The following is a 23,265-nucleotide window of genomic DNA, read 5'->3' on the forward strand; positions in this document are numbered from 1 at the left end:
CATAACTGGCACAGGAAGCCAGTAAGACAAGATATTTTAGCGATCGCTTTGCAAAGTGCATGAAAATGATTATCATTTAAAAATGAATTTACCAATTATTACTGTTGTTGCCGGCCTTACTGGCAGTGGCAAAACTACCTGGATTTGCCAACAAATACGAAACACCACCTCCCATGAAAACATCATTTACTTTAGTCCTGGGACTGGTAAAGTTCCCATCGACCATACACGCATAGCAGCAGAATTCCCAAAAGTCAAAGTTTTCAGTGATGGGCAAGAAATCGAGTTTTTGTCCGAACTGGCAACAGCCGGAAATGCTTATATAGAAATAGGGTTTTATTTAGAATTAAGCGCTATCCAAACAATATTAGATAATTTACCTTATCAAGCCGTAGCTGTTTTACCAGCAAACCTCCCAAACTCTGAGTACCATACCTGGGCCAAAAAAATTATTATTGGTGCAGATATTAATGCCACCATCATACCCACCCAAATGTGGCGGGTACCCAGCAACGGTCAAGTGATTGACGAAGATAGTTTAAAAGAGTTTTGGTACGAAATTACTCATGGTGCTTATGGTGTAGTTAACCGTGCCAAGGGTATTTTTGATGTTGCTGATGGTAGGTCACTTTATGCAGATTTTGTCGCAGGTATACCTACGACTGATTTTCTGGAATTAGACTTACCCCGCCACTTAGCAGGCAGACCGCAAAGGTTTAGTGGTATAGAAGTATTGGGAAAAAACTTAGATGAGTCGGCAATGAGACAGACTTTGGCAGATTGCTATTTAACAGATGCAGCGATCGCACAATACCAAGAACAGGTAACACAAATTTTACTAGAGGAGGGTAGCGAGTGAAAATAGCAGTTATGTCCTGCATTCATAGCAACTATGAAGCCTTAGATGCAGTTTTGTTAGATATTGACCAACAAAAAGCCGACCAAATCTATTGTTTAGGTGACTTAGTAGGATATGGCCCATATCCTAATGCTGTCGTCGCACAAATTCGCTCATTAGATATTCCCACCTGTGTAGGCTGTTGGGATGAAGATATTGTGGAAGGTTTAAACTCCTGTGAGTGTAGTTACCCTTCACTGTTAGCGGAAAAACGCGGTAAACTCGCCCATGAGTGGACACATAAAGAACTCCATCAAGAAAACCAAGAATTTCTCGCTCAATTACCCCACACCTTACGTCAAGACAACTTGGTTTTCGTTCATGGTAGCCCCCAAAGCAACCATGAGTATTTATTACCAGAACTTGATGCTTTTGCCGCCTTAGAAAGAGTGTTTTCCACAGATGCAGATGTGCTATTTTGCGGACATACTCATGTACCTTATGTCCGTACCCTAGATGCAGGCAATTTACAAGTGTCCGTCAAAGGTGTGGGAATAGAACAGAAAGCAATTAACTTTTCTGCTTCAGTAAAACGAATTGTCAATGTAGGTTCGGTAGGAGAACCGAGACACGGGCGACCAAATGCCACTTATGCTATTTATGATACCGATACTCAAGAAGTAAATCTCAGAGAAGTACCTTACGACTATCAAAAAACCTGTGCCGCCATCATCGAACAAGGTTTACCTCCCATCTTTGCTTGGCGTTTAGCCCAAGGTTTGGAATATGCAGAAAGGGCTGATGACCCCACTCATGTTTGTACTCGATGAAGGGGATTGGGTATTGGAGATTGGGGACTGGGGACTGGGGACTGGGGACTGGTCAATAGTCAATGGTTTTCTTGTCTCCTTACATCCCTAGTGCTTTTTGCAAAAAATAAATTATGAAATCGAAGAATTTTTATGAATAAGTGGGCAATTTTAAGCGGGATTGAGGGTAATTTGGCAGCTTATGAAGCTGTGATGGCAGACATTAAGCGCCAAGGTGATGAAATACAAGCTTTATATATTTTGGGTGATTTGGTGGGGCCAAGACCAGAAGTAGAAAAAGTTGTAGAACGAGTCCGCAACCCACGAAACGGCGAGTTAGAACCTCTGGTTTGTAAAGGTTGGTGGGAAGAACAGTGCTGCATTTTGCATGGTCTTGGCCCTACTGGCGAGGCTGATGATTTGTTAGCGCAGTATGGCGGAGAAACGGTTAAGTTACTTTGGGATTCTGTTTCTCGTCAGACGGTGCAATGGTTAAGAACTCTAGATTTTGGTTTTTTTGAACTAGATTGTTTATTAATTCACGGTACGACTGTATCAATTGATGAAGCATTAACCCCCGATACTTCGCCAATTCAAATGCTTGACCGTCTGGCGAGAATGCAGGCAAGTAATTTATTTTGTGGTCGTTCTGGTTTAGCTTTTCAATATCACTTGCAAGCTGGTTCTGTAACTACAGGTATCACAACTCTTGATAATCCAAAATCACCTGAAACTATGACCATTTCTCCACGCCAGATAATTGGAGTGGGTAATGTAGGCAGAACACCAGGTGTAGCAACATATACTCTCTATACTCCGGCGACGAACTACGTAGAATTTAAAACTATCCGTTATGGTGTCGGTCAAGGATTTCAGCATAATTCCGTTAAAGCTATCTCATCTTAAAGTGCGTTATACCAAATTAAGATGAAGCTGTATAGAATAATTGAACGCAGATGCACGCAGCGAAAAGTTCTGTAGGAGGGTTTCCCTCCGTAGGAAACTTTTCAAGACAGAGAAACGCGGATAAATCAACGGATTTTATATTATGTGCAACCTCATATAAAATTGGTATTACAGATAAAAATATATCCAAAATGTAGGGTGCGCCAGTGCGATAGAACCTAACTATACTCAGAGATTATTCATGCTGACGCACCCTACTAAAGCATCAATTTCGGATAATTTATTTTCTGGTGTTGCTAAATTAACTATAGTCACATCAGATGATTTTGTATCTATCCTGCGTAGTAAATATATAAGTTTGATTTCTGTCTCCAGATTTATGAATTATTAGCAGACAGTGCTTATAGTTAAGTTCTTAGGTGAGGCTAAACCTAGTCACGCAAGTGAGGCTAAAAATCATGTTACTTAAATATTTGCATTTGCATTGTTTCTCAATCAATGATTGGTTCAATTGCAATTATCATACTGAATAAATCTTTATGCCAGATTTGGCTTTTTAAGATTCCCTAGATAGCACCGTAAATTTGGGGATTTTCATCTGATAGGCTTTGAAATTACGTATTTTTTTGGTAGAAGTAAATGGTCGAAATTTACTATAAAATTTTGACTGTTAACTCTAGATTAACCATAAGACAGTTAGGTAATACCAATTTGAAAAAAGAATGCGACAAATAAACCATTTGTAGAGACGCGATGAATCGCGTCTTCACCCAAGGATGTGTTGCAATCATTAATTAAATTGGTATAGTTAATAGCAGTTTGTTTGTATGTGGAGTATATGCACTATAAAGTGGTCATCTTGTCCGCCCAGTATCTCCCAGTCAGACTTGCAACAGCTCATTAAATTCATCTATTGTCTTGTGTATGAGTTAACCTAGTTCTGGAAAATATTCTAGACAACGGAACTGGAATAAAGTGAGTTCGACGGCTGAAAAAACCCCTCTCCGCTAGATGCGGAGCGACTTCCCCCGAAACGGAGAGAGGCTTGAAAACATTTATTTTTTGTCGATATGTCTGCTCTTTACTCTCCTCTCCGCGTCGGAGCGAAAAGTCTGTAGCAAGCAATATCCCGCAGGGTGCGGAGGCTTCCTCCGAACAGAACTTTTCAAGACAGAGGGGTTGGGGGAGAGGTCAAAAAGTTTTTTTGAACTCACGTTGAAACAGAATTTTTCGATCAGACTATATAGCAGATGACCACTTCTCTGTCTGGTTTTTCTACAGCTTCCTTTGTTGAATAAGGATATAGCTTTGCTCATGCTGCAAATTATTCTTGCGTGCAATGCAAACAAAATTGCCGATGTTTGTATTGTGAAAAAAGGGGTAGAGGAGGTGATAATAACTCGCTCAACGTAAGTGAGGTTTTTGAGAGAGTTTGAGCGTTCTCCTCTATATTTCTCTAAACGTCATCCACGTTAGAGATCAAAGAAAAGCAAGCACATCTCAAAGCACATTCTTTTCTTATTCCCCATGTTTTATTATAGCTAATCTGGAACATAAATTGGGGAGAGGATGAATCAATTCAAAATAACCTACGGGAAGCTAAAGCTACAAAATAAAAATGGTTGTATCAATCTGCAAAATAAACAAACACATCATTTAACAGCCTAATTTCTATCATATTCATCTACCAAGGTGCAGTATCGTGAACACCTTACGCCGCCAAGAAAATGATTTTTGGCATCGATCGCATCAGCCAATTCCCGAAGAACTTCCTACGTTAGAAGCTAACGAGTTTCTACCCCATATTGGGAAATGGACAAGTATCGGTGGGGTGGTTGTCTTCAGTATCTTTGTTGTAGGAGTTGCACTAACATCTGTTCTCAAGTACAACGTGACGGTGAAAGTGCCGGCGACTATTCGCCCTGTGGGAGAATTAAAGCTTGTACAGTCATTGGTTAGTGGCAAAATTCTCAAAATTGATGTTGCAGAAAATCAGATGGTGAATGAAGGACAAGCGATCGCCTACATTGATGATTCGCGTCTGCAAACCCAAAAGAGCCAATTACAAAACCTGATTCAGCAAAGTCAACTACAACTCAATAAAATCGATGCACAGTTGGGAGAAATCGATGCTCAAATTACAGCACAGACGAATTTAAACGATCGCACCACTATAGCCGCACAAGCTGAACTTAGTGGTACACAACGCAACTATGCAGATCAGCAAGTGAAAGCTACGGCGGATATGACACAAGCACAATCAGCCTTAACTTTAGCCAGAATCCAAAAAGACCGCCTGCAACGGGAAAAGCTGTTAACGGCGACGGTGCGAGAAACAGAAGCCGCTTTAAATTTAGCCAGGGTGCAAAGCGATCGCCTACAACGGGAAAAGCTCCTAAAAACTACCGTAGATGAAGCGGAAACAGGCTTAAAATTGGCGAGAGAACAACGCGATCGTTTACGGCGGGATAGGCTTCTCAGGACGACTGTGCAAGAAACAGAAACCGCCTTGAATTTGGCGAAGGCGCAACAAGAAAGATTACAGAGGGAACAACTCTTAGCTAAAACTGTGCAGGAAGCAGAAACCGCTTTAAATTTAGCCAGGGTACAACGCGATCGCCTACAACAAGATAAGGTACTTACTGCAACTGTCCAGGAAGCAGCCGCCGCCTTGAGTTTAGCTAGAGTACAGCGAGAAAGATTACAGCCGATAGTAGCATCAGGAGCGATCGCCCGTAGTTTCTTTGAAGAAAAAGACCAAGCCGTGATTTCAGCTGAGGCGAGGTTGGAACAAGCCAAAGCTAACGCTAAAAATCTCTTGGAAGATAAAGAACAAGCGGTGATTTCGGCGGAAGCGAAACTGGAACAAGCCAAAGCTAACGCCAAAAATCTCTTAGAGGAGAAAGAACAGGCTGTCAAATCGGCGGAAGCGAAACTGGAACAAGCCAAAGCTAACGCTAAAAATCTCTTGGAGGAAAAAGACCAAGGTGTAATTACGGCGGAGGCGAAACTGGAACAAGCTAAAGCCAACGCCAAAAATCTTTTAGAGGAGAAAGAACAAGCGGTGATTGCGGCGGAGGCGAAGCTAGAACAAGCCAAAGCTAACGCCAAAAATCTCCAAGAAGAAAAAGACCAAGCTTTAACAGTGGCGCAAACCAATCTCGCCAAGGCTAGAACCGAGATAAATCCCAATGATGCAAGTGTGACTGTAGCATCGGAAAGAATTAAACAAGAACAAGCCAGAGGTGAAGTTACTTTAGCCGCCTTGAAAAAAGAAAGAGAGACTTTGCTACAACAACGTTTAGAATTTCAAAAACAACTGGACAGAAACCGCAAAGAACTACAACAAGCCGAAAATGACCTAAACCAGAGTGTAGTCCGCGCACCCATCGCCGGGACAGTGCTGCAATTGAATTTGCGTAACCCCGGACAGGTAGTACAAGCGAGTGAGGCGATCGCTCAAATTGCACCTTTAAATGCACCAATACAAATCAAAGCTAACGTCCAGGCACAAGATATCAACAAAGTCAAACCCGGTCAACAAGTCCAAATGCAGGTTTCTGCTTGTCCCTACCCAGACTACGGCACTCTCAAAGGAACAGTCAAAACAATTGCCCCAGATGCCCTACCCGTAGCTAACAATAACCCGCAGACCACCACAGCTAAAACCGCAGCCTATGAAGTTATTGTAGAACCACAAACCCCATACGTTGGCAGAGGCGATCGGCAATGTCAACTCAAAACCGGAATGCAGGGTAAAGCAGATATCATTTCCCGCAGAGAAACAGTATTAAGGTTCATCCTCCGCAAAGCCAGATTAATTGCAGATTTGTAATTAGTCATTGGTCAATAGTCCATAGTCAATTTTCTTCCCCCTACCCCCCTACCCCCCTACACCCCTGCTCCTACAAAACTCCGCGTACCTCCGCGCTAGCCTCCGTATTCCTCTGCGTTTAAAAAAGCCACCAACTGATACAAAACAGTACTTAAATTACAAATCAATATGCTGAATCTCTTCAAACTCCGAAAAAATTACCCCTGTGTTTTACAGTTGAGTGAAGAAGATTGTGGAGCCGCTTGTATAGTTTCAATTTGTCGACAACACGGACGCTTTTTAAGTATGAATAAAAGCCGTGAAGCAGTAGGGACTGGACAACTAGGTACAACCTTATTAGGTCTAAAACGTGGCTCAGAAAATCTCGGTTTTAATGCCAGAGCCGTGAAAGCATCCCCCGCCATCTTAGACAGAATTAAAGAAATTCAACTACCAGCAATTATTCATTGGCGGGGATATCACTGGGTAGTGTTATATGGCAAAAAGGGAAGCAAATATATCATCGCTGATCCAGCAGTAGGTATTCGTTATATTCACAGAGAAGAGTTAACAGCCGCGTGGAATGGGGTCATGCTCCTAATGGAGCCAGATCACCAGCGCTTTTCTCAACAGCCCCACGACAAACCACAACCAGGCTTTACCCGCTTTCTTCAGCGCATCTTGCCCTATCATGGGCTATTGTCCCAGGTTTTTATGATCAACATTGTCCTGGGCGTATTGGCTTTAGGCTCACCAGTCCTGATTCAAATCCTCACAGATGATGTCTTAGTTCGTGGCGATACTCAACTACTAGCTGTGATAGCGATCGCTGTTATCATCATGAATTTATTTAGTAGTGGTATGCAGGTATTAGAATCTACAATGATTGCTCATTTTAGCCAACGCCTGCAATTAGGTTTAGTCTTGGAATTTGGACGGAGAATTCTGCAATTACCATTGACTTATTACGAAGCCCGTCGCAGTGGAGAGATTACCAGCCGACTTAGAGATATTAATGAAATTAATCAATTAGTCTCACAGGTTGTAGTGCTTTTACCTAGCCAATTTTTCATCGCTGTAATTTCCTTCGGCTTAATGCTTTTTTATAGTTGGCAGTTAGCATTAGCGGTAATACTCATCGGTGCATTGATGAGTTTAGCTACATTGCCGCTTTTACCAGTCCTGCAACAAAAAACTCGTAGTCTTTTAGTTTTAGGTTCAGAAAATCAAGGTGTATTAGTAGAAACTTTTAAAGGCGCACAAGTCCTGAAAACCACAAATGCTGCACCACAATTTTGGGATGAATTACAAAATCGTTTTGGTCGTCTGGCAAATTTAACATTTAGTACTATTCAAATTGGCATTATCAACAATACTATTGCAAAATTCCTTTCTGCTATCGGCGGTGTAGTTTTATTAGGACTAGGAAGTATTTTAGTTATCCAAGGAAAGTTAAGTATTGGTCAAATGTTAGCGATTAATGTACTACAAGTTAATGTGCTGACATTAATTAGCTCATTAGTAGGTTTAGTTGATGAATATTTTCGTTCCCAAACTGCTATATCTCGGCTTTTGGAAGTGATTGATGCTACTCCCGAAGTAGATAACACTTCTCAAAAACCATTCGCCCAAATCTCTAGTGATGCAGACATTCGTTTTTCCCATATTAACTTTCACCATCCTGGTAGAGTTGACCTATTAGAGGATTTTTCTCTCAAGCTACCAGGAGGACAAATTATTGCTTTGATTGGCAAGTCAGGCTGTGGTAAAAGTTCCTTAGCCAAACTCATGGCAGGACTATATCAGCCCAATTCTGGTAATATCCGCATCGGCTTTTATAATATTCAAGATATTGCCCTTGATTGTTTGCGGCAACAAGTAGTTTATGTACCTCAAGAACCTCATTTCTGGAGTCGTTCAATTTTAGAAAACTTTCGTTTAGGAAGTCCCCATATTTCCTTTGAAGAAGTCGTCACAGCTTGCCAAATTGCCGATGCTGACAGTTTTATTAGCCAACTACCAAATAAGTATCAAACAGTGCTAGGAGAATTTGGGGCTAATCTTTCTGGAGGACAAAAACAAAGACTAGCGATCGCCAGAGGTATTCTTAATAATCCACCAGTCCTAATTTTAGATGAAGCAACAGCCGGACTAGACCCAGTTAGTGAAACTCAAGTTCTTGATCGGTTGCTAGAATCACGACAGGGTAAAACCACAATCCTCATTACCCATCGTCCCAGCGTAGTCCACCGCGCTGATTGGATTGTATTACTCGATCAAGGAAAAATACAACTGCAAGGTACTTTAGAAGATTTCCTGTCCCAACAAGGAGAGCATCTAAAGTTTTTATCACTGTAAATATTATTTTACGTTATAAACAAGATAGCAAATCTTAATTTATCAAGAAAGACACAGCAAAACTAAAATTTTATTTATAAAGTAGTAATTAAATAAATTTATTAAGCACGCACTAGAGTTTGTAAGGTAGAAATTTTGACATTTAATGAATTGTATTGATAGCTAAAAACTCATAATTTAATAAAATTATCATAGGGATATAATTAATCATATCCCTATATTTTTTAGCCTGAATTTATATATGAATTATATTTTATTGTCAGAATATCATGAATCAAAAGTAGTAAAATTTGTTTTTACAAATACCACCGCAGCATAATTTAAATTAACAAGAAATATTTAATAATAAAAATATAGGTAATAACAAACCTATGTTGTACGTAAGTGAGGTAAAAGTTCATGTCAAACCAAATGCTAGCTTCTAATTTACTTGAAGATTTATCCTTAGATCAACAGCAATCTTTGGCTGGTGGTCAAACCTTTGATGATGGAGATGATGAAGGCGGAAGTACACGACTTGGCAGTGGTGAAACTCGCCGCTATCGAATTAGAAGTGTCAGCATCGTTAGTGTCCGTAAATTGTCATAGTTAGTGGTGAGTGGAGTGAACTGAAATAATCGGCTCAAAGCCTAATTGTATTTGAGCATTTCTGCACCATCTCCTATTTTCTGCTAAATTTTATGAAGCTAGGTACTTTTATTACCTAGCTTTCTTCACGGGTATTTTTCCATAAGAAAATGCACATATTTTTTAATTATTATCTCTATTAATTGAAGCCAAATAATTAATATACTCATGTAAAAAATAACCTCAATTAAAAGATGATTTACCATGAACCAAAAGCTAGATATTTAATCATATATTATCTAACTAAGGAGTAATTTAAAATATGTATGAATATTGAACAATTAAATTATGAGGTGTTAAACACCTATGTAATGAAGTGAGGTAATTAATTATGTCTAATCAAATCATCGCATCTAATTTGCTAGCAGATTTATCCATAGAACAACAGCAGTTTCTAGTGGGTGGTCAGCAAACAACTCAACCACCACAAGGTCAAGGTGGTTGTTCTGGTGGTGCGGGTTCTAGTGGTACTAATCAAGATAGCTGGGATCAAAATGGCTATGATCAGGAGGGAGGCGGCTCTGGAGGTGGTTTCAGTAGTCGCCGTCGCCGCTTGCGAGTAAAACTTTCTGGCTACGTCTATCTCAGATAAATTGGCAAATTTCAAAAGTAGGATCTGATTTGCCATTAAACTTACACTATTGTTCTCAAGGTAAATGTTCTCAAACCTTGTAGTCAGTATTTATAAGCTAATACAGTTCAGTTAAGGCAACAACTTAGACTGGTGTAGGTTGGGTGGAGGAACGGAACCCAACATTCTCAAGACTTTGTTGGGTTCCGCTATCGCTCCACCCAACCTACTATTCTCTTAACTGAACCGTATTGATTTATAAGCTCTGTTTCTTTCTTGTGCTGACTAGTGCAATCAGAACACTAACTATATGAGATGTTTGCTCAACAGCCAGTTCCTCGGAGAAACTGGCTTTTTTGAGTTTAAAAATTACATTTTGGAGATAAGAAAAATTTTAAGCCATATCCTATTTATAATAGGGGACAAAAATACTGTTTCCCACATAAAAATATAAGCTCATAGATGAAATATTATTTGTATATATATCTGCAATAGATATAGGAATACCATTAAAAATATCATACTTCTTAAGCAAGATTCTTAGTATTTTTATTTCCCCCTATAGGGGAGTTTAATTTGTCAGAATTATTCCTATAAATAAAATCAAAGGTATTACACATTTATGATTTTCGCCCATATTTGCGTAAGCCTTGTAGGCGTGTACAAATAATAGATAGAACAGAGGAAAAGAATCATGTCCAATCAAGTTTTGCAATCTGATTTACTCGTCGAACTATCTACAGAAGACCAGCAAAATCTAGCTGGAGGTCGCTGGGGTAGTTTCGGTGGTTTCGGTGGTTTCCGGGGTGGCTCTTGGTTTAGAGCAGGCAGGTTCTGGGGAGGTCGTTCTTGGTTCAGACCAGGTGGTTTCCGGGGTGGCTGGGGTGGTTACTGGAGATAATTGCCTGAAGCTCATCGATAGAAGCTTATTGATTATGATGACAAGTCTTGATTTATCTTAAATCAGACTTGTCTTTTTGCTATCTATATTAAAAATCACTACCCAATTGTCTGGGAATTATGCTCAATTTCTTGGGCTTCTAAAAGTCTAGTTTTTTCCCATATCCAATCTTGTAAAATCGGATTAACTAATTCAGGAGCTTCATCTTGAGGACAATGCCCTACACCTTCCAAGGGAATAAACTTGAGTACTTGAGGATAGTTGGCTAATTCTCGACCTAAGTCTACTGGTTCCCAAGGGTCATCTGTCCCCCACACAATCAATGCTGGACAAGGCAACAAAGGTAAAAGGTCTTCTGGTAGAGGGCCGGATGAATAAGAAGTAAAGGCAAGGAATACAGCCGCAGCACCAGGATCACTTGCTGGCACTGTCAAAATATCTACCAGTTCCTCTGTCACTGCCTCACTATTAACATAGGCTTGTAGCAGAATTTTTCTCACTGTTTTTGGTTGGGCGATTTGACGGAAAAAGAACTGACCAATTGCTTTAATAGATAGTACACGTTGCAGCATAGGTGCGCCAAAACGACGCGACCAAGGTAGAGTTTCCCGTTTGCGATCATGCAGTAATCGTAGAGAACAGTTGAGTAGGGCAACACTTAAACTAATTTCTGGATTGCTGACTGCTGCTTGCATGACTACAATACAGCCAATAGAGTTACCCACTAAAAAAGCTGGTTCACCGACAACCTCACGGCAAAAATCAGCTACTTGTTCTCCCCAAGTTTCTAATGTATATGCCATTTCCGTATCTGGTTGAGGTTTAGCTGAACCACCAAAACCAATTAAATCAATTGCATAAACACGGCAATTTTTCGCCAGGATGGGTATATTTTTTCGCCAGTGGCTCCAAGAAGCACCAAAACCATGTACTAGTACAACGGATGGCCCGGTAGTTCCTTGAGTTTGATAACAGATGGAAAAGCCTCGCCAAATCCAGGTTTTTGTAGAAGTAGAAGTATTCATGAGAATTTAAAAATAGCTGAAGATATTAAAGTAAAAGATTTTACCTGTAGAGTTAGAGGTTAGTTATTTTACTGAACAAACCCTGAGATACTCCTTCCTTATGGAACAACTCATAACCCTGAGAGAAACTCAGCTACGTATTAGTATTGTGTACAAAAGAACGGGAGCAGCAATGTCTACAGCACTGAGATTTTTTTCAGGTTAGAAATCAATAAACAGAAATTCCACAACAAGTGTGTGAAATTTTTTATTCCTCAATTTCTTATTCTTGATCGCCCATACCTTATTTTCAACTCAGAGCATGGATGCAATCAAGAGATTAATAAAAATTATCACGGAGAAGGCAGTAGAAAGAGTCTACCTTTGTACGTTTAACGTGGTAATTATTGATTGTCCTATTTATAGGCGAGTACAGGCTCGACTAATAAGATTCAAAAAAATTGACATATTATTAACTTGATATCATTACTTTATAGATATTATGTAATACTCTTTTTTGATGAACTTAATTTTGTACTTCATATTTTTATCATGGCTCATTAATAACACTATTTAAATATCTTTACACAAGATTAGGAAGTTAATACAAGATACTGAAATAAGTATCCGGATAAATTCAGTAGTTTTACAATTTACGGACTTGAAGTTAGCCCATAAGATATACTGGATATAAGGCATCTATTAATAGGTGAGTTAAACCTAAACAGTAAGGTTAAATTTCACCTGGATTTTTGTTCCTAGTGCAGGCTGGCTAAAGAAAATGACCATACTAGAAACAAGTAACACTCCTGTTGGTGGTTACGCGCCAGATTTTGAGTTACCAGGGATTGATAATCACGTCCATCATCTGAGTCGTTATTTAGATAATTTTCGCGCAGTTGGCGTAGTGTCTTTGGGCAATCACTGCCCTTATGTAAATTTGTATTTAGACAGGTTAAAAGCCATTCAAGGGGAATTTGGAGCTGAAGGCTTTATCTTAATTGGCATAAATGCTAGTGATATTACCGAGCCAAGTTGGTCAAGCTTAGAGAAAATGAAAGCCTTTGCCCAAAATCACAAGTTAAACTTTCCTTACCTGTGGGATTCTACCCAAGAAGTTAGCAGGAGCTTTGGCGCTACTAAAACACCGATCGCCTTCTTGATCGACAGTCATGGTATATTGCGATATAGAGGTCAGATTGACAATCATCCTCAAGAGCCATCATCTGTAGGTGAAGACTACCTGCGAAATGCGATCGCTGCTCTGTTTAAAGGCGAAGAAATCCCAGTACCTGAGACGGAACCAGTAGGCACTTCATTGATCTGGCATATATAGACATAGATAGTCATTGTACTGCTATCTTAAATTGGAGGCACTTGCAACTTTTTTGATAAAGCGGAACTTCATGGGAACGAATTACCGACGGGTTTTACTCAAACTGAGCGGTGAAGCCTTAATGGGCAACATGGGCTATGGGATTGATCCAGAAGTGGTCAAGGAAATAGCCCAAGAAATAGCGGAGGTGATAGCCACCGGCGTTCAAATTGCCATCGTCGTTGGCGGTGGTAACATTTTTCGTGGCGTGAAGGCAGCGTCGGCGGGGATGGACAGGGCAACCGCCGACTACATTGGGATGATTGCCACGGTAATGAATGCCATGACGCTGCAAGATTCACTGGAACGCATAGGAGTACAAACGCGGGTACAAACTGCGATCGCTATGCAGGAATTAGCCGAACCATATATTCGCCGTCGAGCCATCCGTCATCTAGAAAAGGGACGGGTGGTTATTTTTGGTGCTGGTTCCGGTAATCCCTTTTTTACAACAGATACAACAGCAGCATTAAGAGCCGCAGAAATCGACGCAGAAGTAATTTTTAAAGCCACCAAGGTAGATGGGGTTTATGATGCAGACCCCGAAGTCTATCCTAACGCCAAACGTTATAACAGTCTCACCTACGCCCATGTTCTCGCTCAGGACTTGCGGGTGATGGACAGTACGGCGATCGCCCTTTGTAAAGAAAATAATATCCCTATTCTTGTATTTGACCTAACAACGCGGGGTAATATTCGCCGCGCCGTTTTAGGAGAATCTATCGGTACCCTTGTGGGAGGTTCTTGTGAAATTAGCTGAAGCTGAAAGTAAAATGCAACATACTGTTGAGGCGACTCAACGGGCATTTAATACAATTCGTACTGGCCGCGCCAATGCCAGCTTGTTAGATAAGGTGTTAGTAGACTACTACGGTTCACCTACGCCCTTAAAATCCCTAGCAAACATCAGCACGCCAGACGCAACGACAATACAAATTCAGCCTTACGATAAGACCAGTTTAAATATTATCGAAAAGGCAATTTCTCTATCTGATGTTGGTCTAACACCCAGTAATGATGGTTCTGCCATTCGCTTGAATATACCACCCTTAACAAGCGATCGCCGCAAAGAACTAGTCAAACTGGCTGCTAAGTACGCGGAAGAAGGGCGTGTTGCTATTCGTAACATCCGCCGTGATGCCATAGACTCAATTCGTAAACAAGAGAAAAACGCCGAGGTTTCCGAAGATGAAGCCAAAGACCAACAAGACAAACTGCAAAAACTAACCAACAAATACACTGCCAGAATCGATGAATTGTTGGCAGAAAAAGAAAAAGACATCACCACTGTCTAAACAGTTTTCAGGCTGAAGAATCTCATGTTCTTCAGCCTTTTTTATCAGTAATACCAAATTAATATGAAGCTGCGCCAAATAAATGATATGGAGACGTTGAATGCAACGTCTCTACAGTACAGAATAAAGTGCATCTATGGCTACGCCAGGCAAGCTACATCCAGAAACGGTATAAGTCCTAACTGTTGACAACTCTCAGAAATTTTGAATTTTGAATTTTGAATTTTGAATTTTTTATGTACGACACCATCATCGTTGGTGCTGGGCCTGCGGGTGGCGCAGCAGCATATCATCTAGCCAAGAAAGGGCGTTCAGTATTAGTTTTAGAAAAAGAGTCTCTACCTAGATATAAACCATGTGGCGGGGGAGTGTCACCAATAGTTGCCGAATGGTTTGACTTTGACTTTAGCCCAGCAATTTCTCTGAAAGTAGACTCATTTCGTTTTACCTGGAACTTAGAAGACCCCGTAGAAGCGAAGATTGAGACTAAAGAACCAGTGTGGATGGTACGCCGAGAAGTTTTTGACCATTTTCTAGTACAGCAAGCGCAAAAACAAGGCGCAGAACTGCGGGATAATACAGAAGTTACAGGAATTGAGTTTAAGAGCGACTACTGGCAAGTTAACACCGCTAACGGCCCCGTTACTGGGCGCTATCTCATCGCTGCTGACGGTGCTAAAGGCCCAATGGCAAAATGGTTAGGCTTCAAAGAACGTAAACGCCGTTTAGCTGGTGCATTAGAAGCAGAAGTTCCCGCCCAAGTAAAAGATAAATCGACAATTCACTTCGAGTTTGGTTTAGTGAAAAACGGTTATATCTGGAACTTCCCCAAAGAAGAAGGTTATTCCATTGGAGTAGGAACCTTTATTGGTGGTCAACCCCAAGATTTTAAGAAAATTTTGGTTGAATACTCCCAATTATTTAACATAGATGTCAAAACTAGTAAGCAATATGGTCATCCAATTGCTCTATGGGATGGTAATCAAAAATTACACACTCAAAACGCTATTTTGGCAGGGGAAGCAGCTTGTGTAGTTGACCCCATGACGGCCGAAGGGATTCGTCCCTCAATTTATAGCGGTGTCATGGCCGCCGGAGCCGTTGATCAAGCACTTTCTGGTGATATCAACGCTTTGGAACAATACACCGAAATCATTCAGGAAAGTTGGGGTGCGGAAATGGCTTGGGCGCAAAAATTAGCAGGGGCATTCTATCGCTTTCCTAGCGTTGGTTATCAAGTTGGTGTCAAGCGTCCCACTGCACCCAAAGTTATGGGTAAAATCCTCTGTGGTGAAATGTCTTACAGCAGCGTTGCTGGTCGCGCTCTCAAGCGTCTAATCCCTGGCTTTAGAGGTTAGGGAATGCCAATTCAAAATTCAAAATTCAAAATGAAGAGAAGTAGGGTGGGCATTGCCCACCAAAAACCGGATATGGTGGGCAATGCCCACCCTACACCCATACACCCATACACCCATACACCCATACACCCATACACACCTACATTTTGGATACTTTCTTGCTACTTAGAAACCGTATTAGCTCTACGGTTAGGATGTGAATCTAATTGACGTTCGCCATAATGTAACAGTCTGCCTATAATTGCCAAACGATTTTCCCAGGCTCTGACTTGATAGCTATTTTCCATCTGTTGTTGACGCATCCAGACTCGAAATAGTGATTGAAAGCGAGTTAAATTAGCTTTGGCTGTGACTAACTTACTAGCAGAAGGTGCGGTTGCTAGTTGATTTAAAGCATTTTGCAGTAATTCTGCCTGGCTATAAAAATCAGAAATGCTTTTATTTGTTATCTGTTGTTTTTCATCCTGTAGAACTAATTGCCATTCACGTTTCAGACTCAGATATCGGGTCACAGCACTTTGGAATGGTTCACGATGAGGTAAAGGTTCACTAATTGCCGATTGTTGCTTTCCTTGAGTATTACTAAATAACTTGTGCAGCTCGTTATTTAAATTTTCGGCGGCGAACAGTGCATAACCACTCACTGGTAAATCCCTCACCAGTTGTAGTTGATCAAATGCACCTAATGTTGGTAAAGAAAGTAATCTGATTCCAGGGATTAATAAAGTAGAACCTAATTGTGTCGAAGTAATCCAAGGTTTTGCTAAAGTTTGGAAGCGCACCGTATCTTGGGCATAAGTCATGGGAATAATTAAATCTACATTTCCCTGTCTCGCCCAAACTTCCCAATGCTGTTGAATTTTTTGGACGCGTTCATATTCTGGTAGTGGGAAGACTGCAACTGACAAAATCAGGTTGCGGTGCTGCTGACGTAACATTTGGGAAACTTGGGCAACGAAGCTATCAACTTGCTGGGTACGGAATGTTGTCCACTGCTGCCATAGTTGTGTTTGACTAGGGGAAATCTTCATCGGATCTACACCTGTCAATTGTTGAAACTGGGTTCTGGCTGCTTTACCGTAACCGTAACTTCGTCCGGCTGCTGGGTCTTGGAAAGGGTAGCGAATATAGTCTAGCTGTAGACCATCGACTTTATATTTAGTAATAATCTCTTCGTAAAGTTTCAGCAAATATTGGCGTAATTCGGGATTGGCTGGATCGAAAAAAGGCTTGGTTTGACCAAGGGGAATCATTTGTCCTTGGTGGTCATAGTTTGCCCAATCAGGGTTAGCAGCTAAGACTGGCCCTGGATAATTGCTGGGAATATTCAGTAATTCATTATGACGCTGGTTTCCAGCAGCGAATGTCCAAACCCAAGCGTGTAATTCCATCCCGCGCTCATGTGCTAATTTCACACCAGAAGCTAAGGGGTCCCAACCGCGAATTAATGGGTTTTGCTGGGGTGCAACTTTACTGGGATAAATGGTGTAGCCAGCGTTGACTGTTTCAAAAAAGATAGTGTTGATTCCTGCTTGCGCCAAACGATCAAAAATTTTGGCTAATTCTTCTTCGCTACCTGCACGGACAATTGTTCCTCTGTCTAACCATACTGAGCGAATTTCGGCTGGTGCTAATCTGCGGTCTGTGGGAAACTGCTTCCACAAGTTTGTTCTAGTTACGAGCCATTGTTGACGAGCCAGAGCATAATTTTTATTGGCGATTAACTGAGGTAAGTTTTTGGCTACTACTCTGGCTTGTGCCAAAACTTGCTCTTTGTTAGCAATGGGAGTTAAAGAGGTGCTGGTAATTCGTGGGGTTTCAGCTTTCACAGACAGGGAGTTATTGCTATTTCCATCATTCACCATTGCGGCTAAATGGGCGCTTTCTACTCGTCCGATGAGGTTTTCTAGTTCTTGTTGGAGAGCGATCGCTTCACTACTACCTATTGGTGCATTAGAATGAGGCGCAACATCCCAATGTACCTGTTGTTCCAGTTGATCAATCGCTTCTTCAGTTGCGGGTGGTTTGGTTGCTGGTAAGGCTGGTTTAGGTGGAGTGATGGTTTGGGGGGCGATATTATTAGTTCTCTTCTGTTCCTCTGAAACAGTTGCTACCGATGTGGCACAATTGGACGCACCTCCGGTTATTTTTTTGGTGTTATTTCCTGACACATAACGAGTCACAGCAGCTTTGAGCCAAGAACTATCTAATTCTGCTGTGGAAGCTGCATCTGTTCCCCAGCGCCAGCCCAAAAAGGTAGCGCGTTCAGTGGAGACTACGGCGGCGGGATTCTCTCTGGAATTCCACACAGCTACAGTTTGACTAGCACCACTACTGGGTATGAGAACACCACCATGTACATTACCAAAAATTCCACCATTGTTTACCCAGCTATGATTTAGGGTTTTGGGGGGTTTGATTTCTTGTTTATCTTTGAGGCTAAATCCCCAATAGCCGCCTAAGAGGGTTTTTAATAATTGACGGACTCCTGGGGCTGAGAGACTGCCAACGGGGCCGCTTGCAATGATGTTACCGCCTTGGCTTTTCCATTCTTCCAAGGCGATCGCTTGGGTTGGTGTGAGGGTTTCGATATTCGGTAAAAATAACACGCGGCGATCGCCCCAATCTGCTGCATTACTCACACTTGCTAGGGGAATCACACAATATTCCACCCCAATATTCTGCAAGCGTTTGGTAATTCCTGCCCAATGCTGTGTATTGTCTGGACTTTGAACTACACTCAAAACGGGTTTTTCTACCGCCTTTGCTGTCAAAATATCAACACAATTAAAAATAACTAATTGCAGAGTAAAAATGAAGAATCCAGTTTTTTTAATTTGTAATCTGTGATGATCTTGATTGATTTTTTTGTGATTCTTCACTATTTCTCCCCACCACTAATTAATTATTATTTATTATTTATGAATTAAATCAACTCTGATTTACATCAGAAAAACAACTGATATTGCCTATTTAAACGCTAACACTATCAGTAATACAGGTCTTTATCAGTTCTTTTACCCCCGCTATTGGTATGATTTTGGTGTGTAATTTTTGGGCTACTTCCTCAACACTCATATCATCTAAAAAAACTAATTCTCCATGTTTGAGCATGACATTAGGTAGCAAAATGCCTCCACCTAAATCCTGTTCCTTTAAGTGTAAAAGTAAATCGTGTCCAGTAATTAACCCAGTAACACTAATAGTTTGTCCCCAGTAATCACTAGATAACGCACACATATTTATTTCTAATCCTTCCACCGCATTTAAGCTTTTGAGAATTGGTTGAAAGGCTTTTTCTACAGCATTACCAACCACCCAAGTTAACTTTTTGGGGTGGTTGATTTTTGTAGGTAATAATTCCGCCGCAGTCTCAGCAAATTGTTTGAGAAATAACCTAATTGAACCTACACCGTTATCAATTTGGGGGTATTCTTCGTACTCAGCCTCGCTAGGTAATTCCTCACCCGCAATCAAAAACCACTCATCGGCTAACCAAGCAACATTAGAACCAAATTGTCGGCGAAATTCCTGGGTTAGCGATCGCACCTGTGCAATCACTTCTTGGGCTTTTTCTCTTGTTACAGGTATAAGTTCGTCTTCTTCAGGGCGAAATCTTGTTAACCCGACTGGTACAACTGCCACTGAGGCAACGGTAGGCACATCCCCATCATGAAATGACGCTAAATCCCGTAGTGTTTGTTCCAGATGTTTGCCATCATTTATACCAGGACATACTACTACTTGGGCATGGATTTGTAGCCTTCTGGCTTGAAACCACCGCAACTGGTCTAATATTTGCGCTGCACGCTGATTTTTCAGCAGTCTAATTCTTACTTCCGGTTCCGTCGCATGAACAGACACATATAAGGGAGACAGGCGCATCTGTTCAATCCGTTGCCATTCCCTTTCCGGTAAATTGGTGAGAGTTAGATAAGAGCCGTATAAAAAACTTAATCGATAATCGTCATCTTTTAAATACAGGCTAGAACGCTTACCTGGGGGTTGCTGGTCGATAAAACAAAACGGGCAACGATTATTGCATTGAATTAGACCATCAAACAAGGCCGTTTCAAACTCTAACCCCAGGTCTTCGTCGTAGTCCTTCTCAATTTCGATATGATGAGTTTTGCCAGAAGCGTCTAAAACTTCCAATTCCAGAAACTCATCAGAGCATAAAAATTTATAATCAATTAAATCGCGGGGCTGTACACCATTAATAGCTACAAGCGCATCCCCCGCTTCAAAGCCAATCTCAGCAGCTATAGAATCAGGTAGTACTTTGGTGATACGGGCGGGAAGAATAGCAGCCATGAATCAAAAGCCAATATCTCATTAGAGTCACTACTAATGAATATAGACTAATGGCAGTAAGATTCAGAACACAGACAACTCCTTGCAAACAATCTTACAAAATTATTCGCACTGACGCGTTGTCAGTTGTCAGTTGTTAGTTGTCAGTTGACACGAAAAGACACGCAAGTTTAACGCCTGAAAGTTTACGAGGGATTGGGTAAAGATAAATTACCCAATCCCCAGTCCCCAATCCCCAGTCCCCAATCCCCAATCCCTAACTATTTTGCAAAATTCCGGCGCTAATCGCCCCCAAAATCGCTATACCAAACACTAACCGATACCAAATAAACACCCAAGTACTTTGAGTTTTAAGAAAACTCAGTAAGCCAGCGATCGCCATATATGAAAAAATAGCCGCAGAAATTACTCCCACAATTAAGGGAAGTGCTGCACCATCGGCTATACCTTCAGCGAAAACATCTTTTAATTCGACTAACCCTGCCAAGGTAATAGCGGGAATCCCTAGCAAAAATGAGAATCTGGCGGCGGTTTCTCGTTGTAAGCCCATAAATAACCCGCTTGTGAGGGTGGAACCGGAACGGGAAACACCGGGAATTAATGCTAGTGCTTGGGCTAAACCCATCAACAGCCCATCTTGCATTGTCAGATGTTCAAAATCTCGCTCACGTTTGCCTAATTTTTCCCCCACCCCTAACAACAAAGACATGACTATCGAGGCAACGGCGATCGCTCCTAAACTTCTGATAGGTGAACTATCAAAATCGGGGATAAGTTTTTTAATCAGCAACCCAAAAAAGACAATGGGTATGGTTCCTAAAATAATTCCTAAAGATAAACGTAAATCATAATCAGCGTAATCTTTCAAGGCGATCGCTCTTGTCGCGCCCTTAATAATTCTCGTCAAATCGCCCCAGAAGTACCACAGCACAGCCGCAATACTCCCCAACTGGATGATAGCCGTGAAAGCTACCCCTGGATCACCCCAACCAAGGGCGACTGGTACAACTTTCAGATGTGCTGTACTACTAATGGGTAGGAACTCAGTCATTCCCTGCACAAAACCTAAAACAATCGCCTGCAAAATATTCATTTGCTGCACCCCGCCACCTACTGAGTTAGGTGAGGCGCTAAAAACTTCCAAAGGAAACAGCACTACCGACAAAGCCGCCGATACTGCACTAACAAGCACGAACCATTGACGTTTGAATAAAGTCATTACTTTACCTGCGATCGCTGTATTACAAACAATTAAATAAACAAACAGCTAACTAGATAAGCTCCCAGGAAAATAACCCAACAAAGCATCTCATGTTCCAGCCTGCGGTGCAATAGTCATTAGTCAACAGCCAACAGTCAACAGTTCTCTCCTCCCCAACCGTGGTAGTATAAATATGCCCCCAGGGGGGATTATTGAGTATGGTATTTTGAGTAATATAAAGATTAGTAACAATTATTAAAACTTTGATTAATAATACTTTGGCATCTTACGCAACTTCTACCACTCCAGGGATTACGGAATTACCGCAAAGCGAAACTGGACAGAAGAATATTCAAGAATTGGAATCGACACTACAAGCATCTCCCTCATTACCTTTAGCTTTAGTGTCTAAACAAACCTGGCTAGTGTTTGCAGCAGCAGTGTTTTTAGTATCAGTACCAGTATTTATAGAAGCGCCATTAGTGCGATCTCTACCCACATTGAGTTTAGCGCTCACAGGATTTTGGGTGTGGCTCAGTTTTACTTTAATGTCTCGTCCAGCAACTTATGTATGGGGAGATTTACTTTTAGGCTTTAGCTGGAGTTGGTTAGCAGGGGGAATTTATTGGGGTTGGCTACGTTGGGAACCTTTGTGGCATTTACCAGTAGAGTCTATAGGACTACCATTTGCTTGTTGGTGTTTGTTACGCAACTGGGGCAAAGTAGGTAACTGGTTTTATTTAGGTTCCTTACTCGGCACAGTTTTAACAGATGTGTATTTTTATTTAGTAGATTTAATGCCCTACTGGCGGCAAATCATGGTAGTAGAACCCGAAAACGTGTCGCCCATTTTACAAGCAGCCGTTAGCCAAGTGCAAACACCTTGGGGTATATCATGGGCAGTTATTCTAGGTTTGGTGCTACTAATAGCAGGAACTTTACCCCTAACTAAAAAGCAGCGACACTGGTATGCTTTCGGCGGAGCAGTCCTAAGTACAATTCTGGTAGATAGCTTATTTTTAATAGCCGCCCTCACGGCATAAATCAATTCAAAATTCAAAATTCAAAATTCAAAATACCCTACGGGTTCGCGTAGCGTTCTCGTACCACTACGTGGAAGCAATCTACGCGTTAGCGTCTCCGAAGGAGAAGAGTAGGCTACGCCAACAAAATTCAAGACAGCTACCCACAAGAGGCTGTTTAGACTGGATGTAATTGTGTTAAACCCCTAAACCCCCACACCCCTAAACAAATATTGTGAGCATTAATAAGCTGTATATTAGTTTCTGATGGCTGCTGTGTGTTGATTAAGTCATTGGCTTCTCATAAACAGTAGAAACCTTGTACGCAAAGTCTCTACTATATATTGTTGAAGGCTGTTTGCTTAAAGCTGTTGTTTCAGTTTGATGGAAAGAGGTAAAAAAATCGTGAAAGGATTGGTGCGTTTATTAACAGTATTTAGTTTGTTGCTAGGCTGCTGGGGATGGTTGGGAACAACTCAAATTGCCCAAGCTGGCAGTTTACAAAGTTTTTTGGTTCCTCAAGTCCCAGTTTTGGCGATTGAATCGCAAAATCGGGCAGATGCCAAACTAGCAACAGAATTCGGTAAGAAAATCGATTTGAACAATACCAACGTAAGAGCTTTTCAACAATATCCAGGGTTATATCCCACTCTGGCTCGGAAAATTATCCAAAATGCTCCTTACAGCAAGGTAGAAGATGTCTTGGATCTACCAGGATTAAGCGATGGTCAAAAACAACTCTTACAGTCTAATTTTGACAAATTCACCGTAACAGAACTAGAACCTGCCTTCAACGAAGGAGACGATCGCTTTAACAACGGTATTTACAGATAACCCAATTTGTATTTCCCGTCAACAAGACTAACCCACTC

The 23,265-nt window shown here is 41.2% G+C and carries 18 protein-coding genes; 14 read left to right on the forward strand and 4 right to left on the reverse strand.

Annotation, left to right across the window (positions count from 1 at the left end):
• Positions 1–82 precede the first annotated feature (82 nt).
• From GSQ19_RS08300 to GSQ19_RS08335, 8 genes are all read left to right on the forward strand, one after another.
• Positions 83–859 carry a GTP-binding protein gene (locus GSQ19_RS08300; RefSeq protein ID WP_011317489.1) on the forward strand — a complete coding sequence of 259 codons (777 nt, stop codon included), beginning with the start codon at positions 83–85 and terminating at the stop codon, positions 857–859.
• Positions 856–1,668 (forward strand): metallophosphoesterase family protein, encoded by an 813-nt coding sequence (locus GSQ19_RS08305; RefSeq protein ID WP_041455977.1) that lies wholly within the window; start codon positions 856–858, stop codon positions 1,666–1,668. The genes GSQ19_RS08300 and GSQ19_RS08305 overlap by 4 nt, the downstream gene beginning before the upstream one ends.
• Before the next feature lie 132 nt (positions 1,669–1,800).
• Positions 1,801–2,553: a metallophosphoesterase family protein gene (locus GSQ19_RS08310; RefSeq protein ID WP_011317491.1), complete on the forward strand. Its 753-nt coding sequence runs from the start codon at positions 1,801–1,803 to the stop codon at positions 2,551–2,553.
• Positions 2,554–4,255: 1,702 nt separating this feature from the next.
• The gene (locus tag GSQ19_RS08315) at positions 4,256–6,388 is read left to right on the forward strand and encodes a beta-barrel domain-containing protein (RefSeq protein WP_011317492.1); all 2,133 of its coding nucleotides are present in this window, start codon (positions 4,256–4,258) and stop codon (positions 6,386–6,388) included.
• A 168-nt stretch (positions 6,389–6,556) separates the two neighbouring features.
• A complete protein-coding gene (locus tag GSQ19_RS08320) occupies positions 6,557–8,725 on the forward strand; it encodes a peptidase domain-containing ABC transporter (protein ID WP_011317493.1) in 2,169 nt (722 codons plus the stop codon).
• 399 nt (positions 8,726–9,124) lie between these two features.
• The gene (locus tag GSQ19_RS08325) at positions 9,125–9,313 is read left to right on the forward strand and encodes a hypothetical protein (RefSeq protein WP_011317494.1); all 189 of its coding nucleotides are present in this window, start codon (positions 9,125–9,127) and stop codon (positions 9,311–9,313) included.
• A gap of 370 nt (positions 9,314–9,683) precedes the next feature.
• Positions 9,684–9,944, forward strand: coding sequence for a hypothetical protein (locus GSQ19_RS08330; protein ID WP_011317495.1), 261 nt, complete (start codon positions 9,684–9,686; stop codon positions 9,942–9,944).
• Between the two features lie 673 nt (positions 9,945–10,617).
• Positions 10,618–10,824, forward strand: a complete 207-nt coding sequence (locus tag GSQ19_RS08335; protein WP_011317496.1) for a hypothetical protein — start codon at positions 10,618–10,620, stop codon at positions 10,822–10,824.
• 98 nt (positions 10,825–10,922) lie between these two features.
• Here GSQ19_RS08335 and GSQ19_RS08340 read toward each other — a convergent pair whose 3' ends face one another.
• Positions 10,923–11,849, reverse strand: a complete 927-nt coding sequence (locus tag GSQ19_RS08340; protein WP_011317497.1) for an alpha/beta fold hydrolase — start codon at positions 11,847–11,849, stop codon at positions 10,923–10,925.
• A gap of 760 nt (positions 11,850–12,609) precedes the next feature.
• Between GSQ19_RS08340 and GSQ19_RS08345 the strand changes: the two genes are divergently transcribed.
• The 4 genes from GSQ19_RS08345 to GSQ19_RS08360 all read left to right on the forward strand — a co-directional run bounded on the left by GSQ19_RS08345 (position 12,610) and on the right by GSQ19_RS08360 (position 15,856).
• Positions 12,610–13,164: a thioredoxin family protein gene (locus GSQ19_RS08345; protein WP_011317498.1), complete on the forward strand. Its 555-nt coding sequence runs from the start codon at positions 12,610–12,612 to the stop codon at positions 13,162–13,164.
• Positions 13,165–13,234: 70 nt separating this feature from the next.
• The gene (pyrH, locus tag GSQ19_RS08350; RefSeq protein WP_011317499.1) at positions 13,235–13,963 is read left to right on the forward strand and encodes a UMP kinase; all 729 of its coding nucleotides are present in this window, start codon (positions 13,235–13,237) and stop codon (positions 13,961–13,963) included.
• Positions 13,950–14,498: a ribosome recycling factor gene (gene frr / locus GSQ19_RS08355; protein WP_041455978.1), complete on the forward strand. Its 549-nt coding sequence runs from the start codon at positions 13,950–13,952 to the stop codon at positions 14,496–14,498. Before pyrH ends, frr begins: the two co-directional genes overlap by 14 nt.
• Positions 14,499–14,734: 236 nt before the next feature.
• Positions 14,735–15,856, forward strand: coding sequence for a geranylgeranyl reductase family protein (locus GSQ19_RS08360; RefSeq protein ID WP_011317501.1), 1,122 nt, complete (start codon positions 14,735–14,737; stop codon positions 15,854–15,856).
• 161 nt (positions 15,857–16,017) lie between these two features.
• Here the strand turns inward: GSQ19_RS08360 and GSQ19_RS08365 are convergent, their stop codons facing one another.
• The 3 genes from GSQ19_RS08365 to GSQ19_RS08375 all read right to left on the reverse strand — a co-directional run bounded on the left by GSQ19_RS08365 (position 16,018) and on the right by GSQ19_RS08375 (position 21,389).
• The gene (locus GSQ19_RS08365; RefSeq protein WP_011317502.1) at positions 16,018–18,738 is read right to left on the reverse strand and encodes a glycoside hydrolase family 10-like protein; all 2,721 of its coding nucleotides are present in this window, start codon (positions 18,736–18,738) and stop codon (positions 16,018–16,020) included.
• A gap of 91 nt (positions 18,739–18,829) precedes the next feature.
• Positions 18,830–20,170 (reverse strand): TIGR03279 family radical SAM protein, encoded by a 1,341-nt coding sequence (locus GSQ19_RS08370; protein ID WP_011317503.1) that lies wholly within the window; start codon positions 20,168–20,170, stop codon positions 18,830–18,832.
• A 256-nt stretch (positions 20,171–20,426) separates the two neighbouring features.
• Positions 20,427–21,389, reverse strand: coding sequence for an undecaprenyl-diphosphate phosphatase (locus tag GSQ19_RS08375; protein WP_011317504.1), 963 nt, complete (start codon positions 21,387–21,389; stop codon positions 20,427–20,429).
• Between the two features lie 245 nt (positions 21,390–21,634).
• Between GSQ19_RS08375 and GSQ19_RS08380 the strand changes: the two genes are divergently transcribed.
• Entirely contained in the window at positions 21,635–22,414 is a 780-nt protein-coding gene (locus tag GSQ19_RS08380) for a DUF3120 domain-containing protein (protein ID WP_011317505.1), read from the forward strand.
• A 384-nt stretch (positions 22,415–22,798) separates the two neighbouring features.
• Positions 22,799–23,227, forward strand: a complete 429-nt coding sequence (gene psbU / locus GSQ19_RS08385) for a photosystem II complex extrinsic protein PsbU (RefSeq protein WP_041456602.1) — start codon at positions 22,799–22,801, stop codon at positions 23,225–23,227.
• Positions 23,228–23,265 lie beyond the last annotated feature (38 nt).

It is taken from the genome of Trichormus variabilis 0441, from assembly GCF_009856605.1.
In the GTDB taxonomy this organism is placed as follows: domain Bacteria; phylum Cyanobacteriota; class Cyanobacteriia; order Cyanobacteriales; family Nostocaceae; genus Trichormus; species Trichormus variabilis.